The 15,510-nt window shown below is 36.8% G+C and carries 11 protein-coding genes; 3 read left to right on the top strand and 8 right to left on the bottom strand.

Going from position 1 to position 15,510, the window contains the following annotated elements:
• Nucleotides 1-5: 5 nt before the first annotated feature.
• A complete protein-coding gene (locus DUT69_RS18100; protein ID WP_240186760.1) occupies nt 6-2,723 on the top strand; it encodes a DUF5695 domain-containing protein in 2,718 nt (905 codons plus the stop codon).
• Here DUT69_RS18100 and DUT69_RS18105 read toward each other — a convergent pair.
• The 8 genes from DUT69_RS18105 to DUT69_RS18140 form a co-directional block, all read right to left on the bottom strand.
• Nucleotides 2,715-3,383 carry an HAD family hydrolase gene (locus DUT69_RS18105; protein ID WP_113654687.1) on the bottom strand — a complete coding sequence of 223 codons (669 nt, stop codon included), beginning with the start codon at nt 3,381-3,383 and terminating at the stop codon, nt 2,715-2,717. The two genes, DUT69_RS18100 and DUT69_RS18105, sit on opposite strands and share 9 nt — an antisense overlap.
• A 3-nt stretch (nt 3,384-3,386) precedes the next feature.
• Entirely contained in the window at nt 3,387-4,094 is a 708-nt protein-coding gene (locus DUT69_RS18110; protein WP_113654688.1) for an NUDIX hydrolase, read from the bottom strand.
• Nucleotides 4,095-4,204: 110 nt separating this feature from the next.
• Entirely contained in the window at nt 4,205-4,471 is a 267-nt protein-coding gene (locus DUT69_RS18115) for a hypothetical protein (protein WP_113654689.1), read from the bottom strand.
• Between the two features lie 89 nt (nt 4,472-4,560).
• Nucleotides 4,561-4,953, bottom strand: a complete 393-nt coding sequence (locus DUT69_RS18120) for a response regulator (RefSeq protein ID WP_113654690.1) — start codon at nt 4,951-4,953, stop codon at nt 4,561-4,563.
• Complete coding sequence (locus tag DUT69_RS18125) at nt 4,940-6,022, bottom strand: hybrid sensor histidine kinase/response regulator (RefSeq protein WP_113654691.1); 1,083 nt, start codon at nt 6,020-6,022, stop codon at nt 4,940-4,942. The genes DUT69_RS18120 and DUT69_RS18125 overlap by 14 nt, the downstream gene beginning before the upstream one ends.
• Nucleotides 6,023-6,027: 5 nt before the next feature.
• On the bottom strand, nt 6,028-8,154 hold the full coding sequence (locus tag DUT69_RS18130) for a 7TM diverse intracellular signaling domain-containing protein (RefSeq protein ID WP_113654692.1): 2,127 nt from the start codon (nt 8,152-8,154) through the stop codon (nt 6,028-6,030).
• Nucleotides 8,155-8,160: 6 nt separating this feature from the next.
• On the bottom strand, nt 8,161-8,874 hold the full coding sequence (locus DUT69_RS18135) for a hypothetical protein (RefSeq protein ID WP_162796357.1): 714 nt from the start codon (nt 8,872-8,874) through the stop codon (nt 8,161-8,163).
• Entirely contained in the window at nt 8,861-11,188 is a 2,328-nt protein-coding gene (locus DUT69_RS18140; RefSeq protein WP_113654694.1) for an Rv1355c family protein, read from the bottom strand. The genes DUT69_RS18135 and DUT69_RS18140 overlap by 14 nt, the downstream gene beginning before the upstream one ends.
• Before the next feature lie 121 nt (nt 11,189-11,309).
• Here DUT69_RS18140 and DUT69_RS18145 point away from each other — a divergent pair, with 121 nt between their 5' ends.
• Together DUT69_RS18145 and DUT69_RS18150 are read left to right on the top strand one after the other, a co-directional pair.
• Nucleotides 11,310-11,765 (top strand): response regulator, encoded by a 456-nt coding sequence (locus tag DUT69_RS18145; RefSeq protein ID WP_113654695.1) that lies wholly within the window; start codon nt 11,310-11,312, stop codon nt 11,763-11,765.
• A 117-nt stretch (nt 11,766-11,882) separates the two neighbouring features.
• A complete protein-coding gene (locus DUT69_RS18150) occupies nt 11,883-15,467 on the top strand; it encodes a PKD domain-containing protein (protein WP_113654696.1) in 3,585 nt (1,194 codons plus the stop codon).
• Nucleotides 15,468-15,510: the final 43 nt, after the last annotated feature.

Raw genomic sequence — 15,510 nt, forward strand, 5'->3', positions numbered from 1 at the left:
TAAGGATGATTAAAGGATATACGCTTGCAGCATTGTTACTTGTTGGTGTAAGTGGTTTTGCGCAAGAAAAACAGTTAACGCCTTGGGAACGTTTGGCTGCAAGACCATCAACCTTAGGCGTAGAGCAAGGCGAACTTACATTTGAGGCGGGTAACTTAAACGTTAAAATTTTAAAATCTTCTCAAACATTATCGTCTTTAACGCTAAAAGCGGATGATAAATTTGATTTTAGTCCGAAGAAATACTTGCAAAAGCGAAGTTCTGATGGATTATATCAGTTAGGCGATATTAACATCAGACTAAAAACCGCTAATGGCGATTGGAAAAAATATACCACGGCTGCAAAAAGAGCCAATGTGGTTGCTCTTCCAGCATCGGGAAACGTTTTAGCTGCTGCTAACTTGGCAGCCACACTTCCTGCAGATCTTCCGCTTAAAATCACCCGTTTGTGGGAAAAAAGCGGTAGCGATTTAGTGTTGCGCTTTCAAATCGAAAATACGAGTAAAGCTGATGTAGAACTTGGTTCTGTAGGCGTGCCAATGATATTTAACAATATTTTAGATGGCGTTTCGCTAGACGAAGCTCATGCGCAAAATGTTTTTTACGATCCTTATATCGGGATGGATGCCGGTTATTTACAAGTTGCCAAGTTAAGCGGTAAAGGTTCGGCTTTGCTGGTTATCCCGCAAGGAAAAACACCTTTTGAAGCATACAGTCCATTGCTAAATGATCCAACACCTAGAGGAATTACCTTCGAAGGCTTTCATGAGTGGATGATTTTAAGTAAAGCGCATGCAAACACAGACTGGAAAAATGCTGATCAATGGAATGAAAACAATAGTATAGTGTTAAAGGCAGGCGAGAAAAAAGATTACGGTTTTAAATTTGTTCTTTCTCCGTCTATAAAGAATATAGAACAAACGTTAGCCGCTAACAAACGTCCAGTTGCAGTTGGCGTTCCTGGTTATGTTATAACGCAGGATGTTAATGCCAAACTTTTTATAAATTATGCCCAAGGTATAAAATCGATTTCGGTGTTTCCTAAAGACGCTTTGACTGTAAAGGCATCAGCAACACTAAAAAACGGAATTAAAACTTATGATGTAAATGGAAAAAATTGGGGTAGAGCGAGAGTAACCATTACCTATAATGATGGTTTGGTGCAAACTATTCAATATAAAATCATTAAATCTGAAACGCAGTTGGTAGCCGATTTTGGTAAGTTTTTAACAACAAAACAGTGGTTTGATGATGTAAATGATGTATTTAAACGTGCACCATCGGTAATTAGTTACGATTATGAAACCAAAAAACAAGTTTTAGAAGATAGCAGAGCTTGGATTGCAGGCCTAGGTGACGAAGGTGGTTCTGGTAGCTGGTTGGGTGCAATGACGAAACAGTTGGTTTTACCAGATGCTGGCGAAGTTGCAAAAATGGAGCGCTTTGCGAACGAAACCATGTATGGCAGATTACAAAGTAGCAAAGCAGATTCTACACATTACGGTGTAAAAAAGAGCTTGTTTTATTACGAGCCAACTTTAATGCCCGAGGGAACTTACAGTAAAGATGTAAACTATAAAACTTGGTCGGCCTGGCCAAAAAAGGAAGCCGATAATTTTGGTAGATCTTACAATTATCCGCATGTAGCGGCAGCGCATTGGGTGCTTTATAGGTTAGGACGTTACCACAATGGTTTTGTAAAGCAAAAAGATTGGAAATGGTATTTAGAAAGTGCTTACCATACCAGTATAGCAATGGTTGAACAAGCCCCTTATTACGCACAGTTCGGACAAATGGAAGGCTCTGTTTTTGTACTTATTTTAGATGATTTAAAACGTGAAGGTTTTACTGAAATGGCTACGAAAATGGAAAGTGCAATGAAAAAACGTGCCGACCATTGGCGTACTTTAAATTATCCATTTGGTAGTGAAATGCCTTGGGACTCGACCGGCCAGGAGGAAGTCTACTTATGGTCTGATTATTTTGGTTATGACGATAAAGCAAACGTGACTTTAAACGCAATTTTAGCTTATATGCCAACAGTTCCGCATTGGGGCTACAACGGTAGCGCCCGTAGGTATTGGGATTTTCTTTATGGTGGTAAATTGAGCAGGGTAGAACGACAATTGCATCATTACGGTTCTGGCTTAAACGCCATTCCGGTTTTGTCTGCTTACAGAAAATCTCCATCAGATTTATATTTATTGAGAGTTGGCTATGGAGGTTTACTCGGTTCGGTTGCTAACATTACCGAAGATGGTTTCGGACCATCAGCCTTCCACTCTTTTCCATCAACCTTAAAAATTGATGCACTTTCTGGAGACTATGGACCTAATTTTTACGGGTATGCGGTTAATACGGCTACTTACCTAATTAACGACGCAACTTATGGTTGGTTAGCCTTTGGCGGAAATTTAACAGCGAAAGGAAACGAAGTGGAAGTTAAGCTTACAACTGCTGCAAAATCAAAAGTATTTATAGCGCCACTAAATTTGTGGCTTAGTTTAGATGCCGGGAAGTTTGATAAAGTTGTATATGACAAAGTAGCAAAAACTGTAGAGGTTACTTTACAAGCTAAAGATGCATTTACACCAAGCGCCTATTTAAGCATTGAACAGCCAAAATCGGGTAAACAGTATAAGCCCGCCACAAATTTAACACAAGATAAAGGTGCTTATGTAATTCCTTTGCAAAACGTTGCCAGTAAAGTGATTTTAAAATAATTGCGCTAAAACAGGATCGTTATAGTCCTTAACAAAAGCGATAACGTTTTTGTATGTAGCAAAATCTTCTTTGTCGTGCATGGTGGTTAAAACTATGCACGGCATATTTGCATTTTCTGCCGCTTCAACACCCTTCGGCGCATCTTCAAAAACTACGCACTCGCTCGGTTTAACACCTAAAATTTCTGCGCACTTTAAAAAAGTTTCTGGGTTTGGCTTGCTGGTAGCCACATCATCTGCGCTAACTATTGCCCCGAAATAAGATCTTAAATCTAAATTATCTAAAACAAAGTTGATGTTAAATGGAATTGCCGCAGAGCCTATTGCCATCTTAATTGATAGTGCCGATACTTTTTCCAAAAAGCTGTCCAGTCCATCAATTAAACGGAGGTGTTCTTTAAAGGCGCTTTGATATCTTTTTTCTTTTTCGATGGATAATTCGTTTTCTCGTTCTACGGTAAAGTGCCCAGCTCCAAAAATACGATGTAATAATTCACTGTTTTTCCCATACATTTCTCGTTTTACATCAGCATAGCTTAAGCCTGCATTCAAATCATCATTTAAGATAGACGCCCAAGCCGTAGCATGAAACTCCATATCATCTATCATTGTGCCGTTTAAATCAAAAAGAAAAGCTTTGGGTTTGTTTATAAAAGTCATGGGCTAAAATACGAGTTGTTCTGGGTTTGGAATAAAATTGATAAAAGATTGAAATTTGGTTTTATACTTGGTGTTATCCAGTTTATAATAAAATGCACCTCGTTTGCTACTAGATTTGTCCTTTTCGGTTAGCTTAATTAGCAAGCCACTTGATGCAAGTTTTCTTAGAAAATTACGGTTGTCTATTTTTGTATTATAAACTTGTTCGTATAAGTTCTGAAGTTGCGGCGTTGTAAATTTTTTTGGTAATAACTCAAATAAAATAGGGTGGAAGGCTGCCTTGTAGCGTAATCTCGCTTTTGCTTCTTCTACCATTAAATCGTGGTCAAAAATTAATTCGGGTGCTTCGTTAATAGGGAACCACTTGGCTTCATAAACATCGTTTATTTGCGCTTTGTACTTATTAATATCTATCAGAGCAAAGTAGGCTACAGAGGCTGTACGTTCTATCGGATCGCGTTTTGGATCTCCGTATATTTTAAACTGGTCTAGGTAAACATCTTTAAGCCCGGTATAAGTTTCCAATACACGTTCTACCGCATGGTATATATTCTCATCTGGACCTACAAAACCGCCCATCAAGCTCCATTGCCCTTTGGCAGGTTCCATTGCTCTTTTTACCAATAAAATTTGTAGTTCTATACCATCATATCCAAAAATTATACAGTCTACTGCTAGTAATAAGGGCGTTTGATTAGGATATTTGTTCATTTATTACATTTACTTTATAAGGTGTTTGCGTGGCAAAGTAATACATTGCCATGCAAACACAAAATAAAATGCAATTTATTAATCCGGTTCTAGAAAAAAAGCAAAGCAGATTAAGGTTTCTTTTCAACGTCTGTATGTTCCCAATCTGCAGCTTTTTTATGCTCTTCCTCGGCATAGTTTTGTGCGTCCTGCTTAATGTCTAAATTATCATTAGCTTCCTCGGGCAATTCGCTTTTATCAACGCTATTGGGCTCCATATCCAAATTTTCTGCGGCAGGTTTTGCCTCGCTTTGTTTTTTAGCAATATCTTTATCGTTCTCCTGTGCTTCTTTATCGTGGTTTTTTCCTAAACCAGCTACATTTTCTTCAATTTCCATAATGGTAGTTTTAAGTATATAGCAATAACAACACTACTTGCACAATGTTTTTTAGGTTTTCGCTTTGCGATGTGAAAAATAAAAAGGGTTTAAAGCAACTCAGAAAGTTCGGTAGGAGAAAGTGGTTTCTTTAGTAGCTTTATCACATGCGGATTCGCTTCTGCACGTTTAATATCGCCAAAATCTAACGACGATGAAAGCATGATAACTTGGCATTTATTGATAAATTGTTTGGGTAAACGTTTATAACAATCTAGAAAATCAAAGCCATTCATGTCTGGCATTTGTATATCGAGAAGAATATAGTTTGGAAGTTTTTCTGGACTGTCAATGAATTTGTTCAAGTAATCCATTCCTTCCAATCCGGATTTGCAAACAATTATCTCGTCAAAAAGCTTGGTTATTGTAATTATTTTTGAATTTATTTTCAGGTCGATTTCGTTATCATCGACCATCATAACTGTACGCTTATTCTCTAGCATTTGGGATGGTTATTTTAAAGGTTGTGCCACGATCTAGGTCAGAGCTAACATCGATTCTTCCATCGATCTTATTTAGAGCTTCTTTAACAATAAATAATCCTAATCCGCTACCGTGTTGTACCTTGCTTTTGAAAAATTGTGTAAAAATCTTTTCTAGATGTTCATTAAGTATACCAATTCCGTTGTCACTAATGCTTATCTCGGCTTTATCGGCTGTTACGTTTACGCCAATTTCTACTTTCTTGTTTCGCTCGTCTACCTTCTGGTATTTAATCGCGTTAGAAATAAGGTTACCCAGAATAACTTCTATCCTAAACAAATCGCCTATAAATGGTAGGGTTTGATTTACATTTATAGTAAACTGCGTATCTCTATCGGTGTAAGAGTAAACATCTACCAGCTCGCCAACTAATTTGCTAAAATCTATTTCAGTTTGTTCGGCTGTAGTTTTATTGTTTTTGTAGTATTGTAGCGTTTTTTGAATGTAATAATCTAGTTTATTAGAGCAAGTTTCTATTAATCCCCAGTATTCGCCACTAGAATTAAATAGTCCTTCCATTTTAACCAGATTTACGATACCGATAACAGAAACTAATGGAGCTCTCAACTCGTGAGAAATGCTGTAAATGAAACGGTTCAGCTCATCGTTAGTTTTTTCGAGTTCAGCTATTTTCTTTCTTAAATCTATTTTTGCCTTATAAGCATCATAGGCATTTTTTATAGAGTTGTGGAGTTCTAGGTCATTCCAAGGTTTGGTAATGTATCTATAAATATCGCCGTGATTAATCGCATCGGCCAATGCTTCAATATCTGTGTAACCAGTTAGTAAAATGCGTATGGGGTCGGGGTAAGTTTCTGTTATACTTTGAAAAAATTCTACACCTGTAGTATTGGGCATTTTCTGATCGGCGATGATAACCTGGATATCAACGTTTTTCATTATTTTTAAGCCTTCGGCTGCCGAAATTGCGGTGTAAATTTCATAGTGTCTCCTAAAACTAGCTTTAAAAGCCTGTAAGTTATGATCTTCGTCATCAATATATAATACTCTTACGTTGGGAGTTCTCATGGCGTTTATTCTGGATTTACATTTAAGGTAAGAATAAATTCTGTTCCTTCACCTAATTTAGATATAACTTCTATGTGACCCTTGTGTTTCTCTATAATGCTAAACACAATAGATAATCCCAGTCCAGTTCCTTCGCCTATATCTTTTGTTGTAAAAAACGGTTCGAAAATACGATGTTTCGTCTCGTCTGTCATACCGATGCCACTATCCTTTATACTGATTTTTACTTGATGATCTACATACCAAGTTCTTATAGTTAAAAATTCTTCTTCATTTTGAATTGCTTTAGTTTTTACTGCCTGTATAGCATTAGAAACCAAATTCATGAATACTTGATTTATTTTGCCAGGCATACACTCAACCTTTGGCAAGTTGCCGTACTCTTTAATAACCGTTAAATTATCTGGCATATTGTTGCGTACCAAAACCAGCGTAGATTGTAAACCTTCATTTAAATCTATAGGTTTCATATCGGTTTCATCAACCCTACTAAAGTTTCTTAAGCTCCGTATAATTTCTGCCGTACGTTTTGCACCTTCGCTAATACCAGATAAAAGCGAAGTGATTTCGTTATTGACAAAATCTAAATCTATCTGCTTTTTAAAAGAATCAATATCTTCAACCTGAGCTTTTACATCACCTTCCAAATCTAGCTTTTCGTACATTTCTATAATTTCCTTTAAATCTTTTATATCTAGCTCTAAAGGTTTAATATTTGAGGTTACGAAATTGATTGGGTTGTTAATTTCGTGTGCTATACCGGCCGTTAGCTGACCAAGAGCTGCCATTTTTTCGGCATCAACCAATTGCGACTGGGTATTTTTTAAATTGCTAAGTGTTACGTTTAAGGTTGAGTTTGTGCTTTGTAATTCCTCTGTACGCTCTTGAACTTTTTTCTCCAAGATGATATTTTGCTCTCTAATAAGTTTCTGGTTTTCTAATGACGCGTTAAGTGCTTGAGCTTGAGCAACCTCATTCTCTTTTTTAAAGAAATTTATTTTATCTGCAAGTGCGAAAGAAAGCAACATAACCTCTACGGCGGAAGAGATTTGAAGAAGATAGACCGTAAAACGATTGTAAGGTAGTATGCTATAATCTTTCATTATAAAAAGTATAGTGCCAATAATTAGCACGGACCAAGCTACCAAGTAAAATCCGGCAGGTTTAAAATGTTTTTTGAAATAAACATAATACGCAGTAGATATGGCTAACAACGCACCAATTACTGTTAACATTTGCATTAACAGAAAAGCAGCATTTCTGCCAAATGCAAAAAGTATAATGATGTTAATTATGGTAGCAAACGCTAAAAGCTTTAAAAGCCAATCGTAAACTTTTGCAAATACTTTTGTATTTAAAAACGAAATTGTAAATAAACATGCAAATAGTAATGCAACGCAAGAACTTAAGATTACAGCGTAGTTGTCTAGAAAGGAGTCTTCCGACCAAAAATATTTGGCTGCATAACCTTGCAATGTTATTTGCGTAAGCCAAACAAATAAAATGTAGAATATGTAATATAAATAGCTTTTATCTCTAATTATGATGAATAGAAACAAATTGTAAATAAACATTACCACCATAATGCCAGAGTACAGCCCAAATACGATACCTTTTAACGAAAAGGATTCTAGTACAGTTAGTTCGCTATCTATGGTTATGGGTGCTAAAAAGGTTTCTTTTGCTTTTAACTTTAAAAAAATAATATCGTCTTTATTTAAAAACGTAGGTATCTGATAAAGTTTCCCTTGTGTGAAATTACTTTGATGACCGGTAAACGGATTTTGCGCTTTTACGGTATCTAAAATATTGGTTGTAGGGTGGTAGATGTAAACTTGTGCAACTGCTAACCTAGCTTGTTCTATAAACAATACTTGATTAATAAATTGCCTGTTCTCGTTGTTTACAAGTTTTATCCAATAGGTATTTTTACTTATCCCGTAATTAAAAATACTATTTTTTGCAGGCGAAAATTCTTTTTTTAGCAGATTTTTAACATCAATTTTATTGGTATTGTCTTTATAAACAGCAACGTTAAAACCTTTTTCCTGCAACTCGTATTGCGAAAAAGTGGCGAAGCTATTAAGGTAGCTTGAGCAAATAACTGCTAAAAGAAACAGAATTTTTTTCATTTCTGGCTAGAGCGTTAAATCGTAATGCAAATTAACCATTTCGCCGGTTTTACTTGCCATTTGGTGGGTAGAAATTGGATTTTCTCGTAATTTCATTATGTCGTTTCTTACCTCTTCGTATGTTAATGGTAGGTTCTCTACATCGTCTATTAAAATTGAAGTAGCAGTTAAATCTTCTTTAGGATAATAAAACTTGCCATTAATACCAATCTCGTTAATTACCCTAAAACCACCTCTAATCGAGTTTCTATAAGTTGCTGGTGCACATAAGCCAAACAAGGTCTCAAGTTTTATCAGTCCGGCAAATGCAACCGATGCTATGCTAAGCTGCATGCTTCCAATTCCCAGGCCCGCAATTTCCCAGGAGTTCCATAAACCGCAAAATTCTCCCGTTCCGGCAGGTGTACGCTCTTCAACCATTTGGTAAATTCTATTGTCCATTTCGCCAACAGCAAACTCTACCGGCAAAGGTGTTTTTCCATCGGCAACATGTATTCGGCTGCCGGCCAATGCTTTACCATCTTTTTCTGCGCTTACTAAAATAACATAAACATTTGGATTTAATACCCAATCTATTTTTGCCGATGTAATTTGTGTAATCCCAAATATTTCTAAAACGTGTGTATGTCCTTCTATAAATTTCATGCACGATGCACGGTCATCAACAGCTCTAAATGCTTTGAAGTATAAATTGTCTATGTGTGGCTTAGTCTCTTCCAATTGAAAATATTTTAGCTGTTGTTTTTCTTAAAGTTCTCTCGGGCGATGGCGAAGCTTTGAAAATTCTGAACATGAATATGGCTTCATCTTCTTCGCTCATCTCAAAAATTTGTTTAAATGTAATTTCTTGTTGTGTTAACAACGTTTTGTTTTCAGGTAGGATGGATGGATGGTTTTCTATTGTATTCTTGTAGAAAAATATAAGAGGAACGTTAACAGGATGTATTTGCCAATTTAAGGCGGTAGCGCCCAGCCATAGTCTTTCGGCTGCTATTCCACCTTCAATAAAAGAAGAGATATTTCCTTTAGGCATTGTTATTAATCCAATGGCCGAAGATGCAATAAATTGCTGAGAAGTTAAACGCTTAAAAGCACTGCCACCATCTATATCTTGTAAAAAATTAACTGCTTTTCTATCTTTTAATAATCTAATTCCAACTTGATCGTTGTGACCCAGATCTAAAGTGTGTATACCTATGCCATCTTCCTGCCTAATTGCGTCTTCCGGATTCCAACGCATTTCTCTGTTTATAAAATCCTCGTGAGCTTCGGTAATAAACATTCGTTGCAAATCTGTACTGGTAGCAATGTTAGCTAATGCCTTAATTTTATCGGCATCTTTTAACCAAGTTATTTTAGCACCGTTTACTTCGGTTACTAAATTGCTTAATTTATCCTGTTCAGTTTGCGGTAAGTCTTGTTTTGGTGTGGTTTTCCTATTCGTATGGCGATTGGGTATTTGTTTTGCCAGATTCAACTCAATTTCGCTAGCATTATAATCTGGTGTAAAACTAAACCAAGCGATGTGCTTAGGAGCAAACTGAGGAGTTAAAGTGTAGCTTGCTTTCACCTTATTTTCTGCTGCAACAAGTACAATGTTTTCGATAGCTGCACCCAAAGAACTATAGGAAGAAGTATACAACGGATCTAAGTATGCTTGAGCAGCGCTTTGCTCTAAAAATAGGTGTAAAATATTGTTTTTGTAATGAAAACGCCAAGGTTGGTTGTTTCCGCCAGATGGCGCCTTGCTAGCTGCCACAATAATTGCATTTAATATTTCTGTAGGAAGTTGGTAGTTAACTTTATCGAATGCTAAGTTGTTGATCTTAATAAAACTATCTAACTCTGCAGTTTCCAGTGGCGGAATTTCTATTTGCGGAGCGTTGTTTTTTGGTTTTTCTGGATCTGAAATTAATTCATCCATATCTATAAAAAATCTGCCAGAAACAGACAGATTTCCTAAAAGGATTTTTCTAGACAAATCTGCCGTTATACCGCCACCATAAGTAACGGCGCTTGCCAGTTGCGGCCAAGTAGAAATAGATGCCATAATTTCTATAGCAGATGCCTTCATTCTCGGTGATAATGTTTCTACACCGGTAACGGCAGTTATGTAAGGAATCCGCTCATCCATTGTTTTAAGGTCTTTGTATTTACTCATATCAAGATGAGCAACCATGCCGTGTAAAACTGGTCTTTCGGGCTCCAAATCAAAACGTTCGATGTCAATCGTTCCGCGATCGCTACCTTCCATTAATACTGGTATGCCAAGAGCTTTTGCCTTATTTCTGGCGTTTATTTTTATATCGAAACTATCACATTCATCAATTAATAAATCGAGTTTGCCGTTGCCGGTTAAAAATAAATCTAAGTTTTCTTCAGTTATGCCTTCATCGAATAGAACTACATTTAAATAAGGATCTATTTCTGCAATTTCTCTTGCAACAACAACTGTTTTTTTAATTTTTAGGTTGAAGATTCCCGTTCTTATTCTATTAATATTGCTTAGGTCAAGCGTATCAAAATCTGCTATTCGTAATTCTCCAAAACCGCGTTCCATAGCTAAGGTTAACGAAACGGATTGCCCAACCGATAAACCCATTACGCCAATTTTTTTAGTAGCTAATTTGGCCTGTTCTGCCGCGGTTATTTTATGTTTATTTCTATTTGTACGTACAATTGCGAATTCTTGCTCATCTAAAATGTGAACTAATTTTTGCGCCCACGGATAATAAACCCAAACACCATAATTGGTTTCATTTTTATCTGCTAAATGATTTTTTATCGCATTTTGTATTTCGCTTTGCGGAAGAAAAACAATTGTAGGCGTTTTACATCTAATTAGCTCTTCAACCTGACTTAAGATGTGGTTGTAAACTTGAATGTTTGGATTGTTAACAAGTAATTGCTCAAACTCGTTTTGTTGAGCTTTGTTATCTAATCTGAAAAAAACTGGTTTGTAAATGTTTTGATTTAGAGAGGTTTGTTCTAATAGTTGTGAGAGTAAAGGGCTGAAACCAGTTTCAAGATTCATCTTTAAAAAAGCTATAATTTATGGTAATTAAAATAAAAACTACATAATAATGTTAAAACATCTAAATTAGTCTTTTAAGAGTTATAATAAAAAAGTATTTTTATCTTTTATTAGCACGCAGATGAACACAAACATTTTATACGTAGATGACGAGCCACACAATTTAAGTGCTTTTGCCGCAACCTATCGCCGATTATACAAGATATTTACGGCAGAGTCTGCAGATGAGGGAAGAAAGATATTAGATCGAGAGGATATACATATTATTATTACAGATCAACGCATGCCAAAAACTACTGGTGTAGAATTTTTAGCATCGATTTTGGAAGCTCACCCGGATCCAATTAGAATGATTTTAACTGGTTATACTGATATTGACGCAGTAATAGATGCGATAAATAAAGGTCAGGTTTACCGTTACATTCAAAAACCTTGGATGGAAGAAGATTTGAGAATTAATATTGAAAAAGCTATTGAGATTTACAATTTGAGAAAAGAGAACAGGGAATTAACGGAGAAATTGTTAGTCGCCAACCGCCAACTCGAATTTATCGCACGCCAAAGCCTATTGTCTTAACATCTTAAACGGTGTTTAAACACCGTTATTTCGCATAATTAAATAGCGAAAAATAACATGGTTTATTGTAAATAATACTATTATTGTAATAGGCTAAATATTTTTCGCTATTTATAAATGAGGACTTTGTGTCGTTTTTTACTCCTTGTTGCAGTTCTTTTGGTTTTTGCGCCAGAACTAAATGCGCAAAATACTTCTAACAAAGGGAAAGAGTTCTGGGTGGCCTATCCCGGTCATATAGATGAATTATCTTCGAGGCTAACTTTATTTCTCTCTGCCGACCAGGCTACGCCTTATAAAGTTTTTATTGGCAATGTTTTGGTAGATGAAGGAGCAATTGCTTCCAATACTTGTCGACCGATTATTATTAATCCTAATTTACGCCCAGTGTACGTTGGGAGCTCTAACGTAGTGGAGCCTAACAAGGCAATTAGAGTAGTAACAGAACGGCCCATTTCACTCTACAGTATTATTTCTAACAGTGCACGCACAGGCGGAACTCTGGTGCTTCCATCGAATACGTTGAGTAAAGAGTATTATGCCTACACTTACCGTAATGCCGGTACATCACCAGGTTATGCACAATTTACTATTGTTGCCACAGAAGATGATACTAGAGTAGAAATAACTCCTAAAGAAGCAGAGAGATATGGTAACAGACAGGCTGGCGTACCATTTATCATCACCCTAAAAAAAGGAGAGATTTATCAATATCAATCTGGTAATAAGGGTGATTTAACGGGTAGCCATATTAAATCTTTGGATGGATGTAAATCGATTGCGGTATTTTCTGGAAATACATGGGCAGCTTTTTGCGAAGATGGAAATTCAAGGGCATTGAGTCCAAGTGGAGGGGATAATCTTTATCAGCAAATGTTCCCCGTAAACGCTTGGGGCAAGAAATTTGTAACTGCACCTTTTTATAATACTATAAACGGCAGTTCTGAGTTGTTAAGCATAATTATATCAGACGATAATACTGTGGTAACTGTAGATGGAAGTACGACAATTGCTGGCGGAAAAACGCTTAGCAATCCATATAACCGAGGTGACGTAATCACTTTTGCATCAAGAACCGCGACCGTTATTAGTGCATCAAAACCAATTTCTGTAGCGCAAATTCAAACTTCGCAAACGTGTAATCCTTCAAACCCCGCTGTTATAACTAATAATGGAAATGCTCCTTTTCCCGGCGATCCGGAAATTACAGTGCTAAATCCGGTAGAACAAACTTTAAGTAGCATAACGGTATACACTAAGCTGCAAAACGTTCCTACACAGATTAACCGGTATTATTTGAATGTTATTATTAAAACAGCAGATATCAGTTCGTTTAGACTCGATGGAAGTCAGATTTCGGGTTTTATTCCGATTAACAGCGAATATAGCTATATCACTATTGATGTGACCAATATGCCAGCCCAGCTTCGCTTAACTGCGGCAGGGGGCTTTTCTGCAATAGCTTACGGTTACGGTAATGTAGAATCGTATGCCTACTTAGCCGGTGCAAATCTTCAGGATTTTACTTTTCAGCCTGTAAGTAGCGTAACAAAACAAAAGATAACCAGCGGATGCTTGGGCGAACCCATCGATTTAAGTATAAATTTGCCTTATAAGGCATTAAACTTAAAATGGGAGATATCGGGTGAACCAATTTTCGAAGAGGCGAATCCGCAAGAAGTTGGTGTTATAACCCGCGATGGGGTGCTGTATTATGTGTATAAATACCCTAACGTACTCACCTACAATATAGCAGGCGATTATACTTTTAAAGTTGTTGCTACCAAACCTACAACCGATAATTGTGGCAGCACAGAAGACTTGGTGGTTGATTTTACTGTTGACCAAGAGCCGACTGCTGTTTTTGAGGTTGCTAGTGAAGGTTGCCAGAGCGCTAAAATACAATTTACAGATAAGAGCAAATCAAACTCCGAAGTGAGATCTATCGCGTCTTGGGAATGGGATTTTGACGATGGCTCTCCTAAGTCTACAGTTCAAAATCCTGTACATGAATACGCCAACCCTGGCACTTATAATGTTGTGCTAACCGTTAATACTGATACCAAATGCGGTAAAGTTTCGCAACCTTTTACAATTGTTATCAACCCAAAGCCACTTGCAGAATTTACAACAGCCTTAAATTTTTGCGTTGATAAGGAATTAGTAATTACCAACACATCTAGCATCGCCGCTGGCGGAAACATTAAAAACTACACTTGGGATTTTGGGAATGGTACAGCACCAATTATTACAACCGATGCAACTCCTCCAATTTTTAAATACACCACCCCTGGACCCAAAACTATCAGATTAACCATTTCGTCTGATAAAGATTGCATTAGCGAAGTGTATTCGCAAACGGTAAATATTGTAGCCTTACCAACTGTAGATTTTACCATGCCAGGTTATTGTATAAATGATGGTTTAGCTAAATTTACAAATCTAAGCAAAGACCATGATGGTGCTACGGAAAACCTGAGGTTCGAGTGGAATTTCGGCGATGGATTACCTACCGATGTTCAGTCTACAGCGTTCAATGGCGAGCATACTTACGCAGCTCCGGGCATTTATACAGTAACATTAAAAGCATATAACCAATATGGTTGCTTGGCTGATGTGAAAACGCAACAATTTACTGCTAATCCTTTTGTAGAGAAAGCAGACTTTACGATACAAAACGAAGCTAATCTGTGTAGTGGTAAGGATGTAATTATTAATAACACATCTACTATTTTGCCACCAGGAAAGATCCTTAAAATAGAAGTATATAAGGATTTTGTAAACGAGCCTTCAAACTTTATCACTATAACTAATCCGCAAAGCGAAGACATTGTTTTAAGCTACCCTAAGTTTGGTGGAATGGCAAGCAGGACATTTAAAATAAAATTGATTGCCTACTCTGGAGAAAGTTGTTTTAAAGAGGAAATTAAAACTATTGAAATTAAACCCACACCGATGCTTTTGTTTGGCGCAATTCCAGATGCTTGCTTAAACCAAGGAATTTTGAATATAAGCTCTGCTAGAGAAACCAGCGGATTAACTGGTACGGGAATTTATTCTGGTACGGGAATTATATCGCCAGATGGCCAATTTGATCCAAGTTTAACAGGAATTGGCACCTTTCCAATAACTTACACTTATACTAGTAATTTGGGTGGCGCCTGCCAGGAAGTGATAACCCAAAATATAACGGTTAAACCTGCGCCTAGTATTTTACTACCTAATATTGTTTATGTTTTAGCTGGTGGCGAGGTAGAACTTCCAGCTACCGTTGATGGTACAAGTATGACATATAAGTGGTCGCCCGCACTGGGCTTAAACAGAGATGATATTTTAAACCCTATAGCTAGCCCAGAAAAGGATACTGAATATACGGTAACCGGAACTAACGAACTATTATGCAGCGTTACAGCAAAAATTTTTGTAAAAGTGTTGGAGGGTGTAAGCATTCCAAATTCATTTTCGCCCAATGGCGATAGTGTAAATGATTTATGGAACATTAAATATCTAGAAACGTATCCGAAGGCTACCGTTGAGGTTTTTAGTAGAAATGGAACACGCGTATTTTACAGTACTGGATACAAAAATCCGTTCGACGGAAATTATCAAAACCAGCAATTGCCGGTAGGCGTCTACTATTATATTGTTGATCCGAGAAATGGCCGAAAAAGGTTAACTGGCTCGCTAACAATTATTAGATAATTAAAAAAGATATAACTAACTTAACCATCCGCCTTTACGGCGT

Source organism: Pedobacter namyangjuensis (assembly GCF_003313325.1).
GTDB classification, from domain to species: domain Bacteria; phylum Bacteroidota; class Bacteroidia; order Sphingobacteriales; family Sphingobacteriaceae; genus Pedobacter; species Pedobacter namyangjuensis.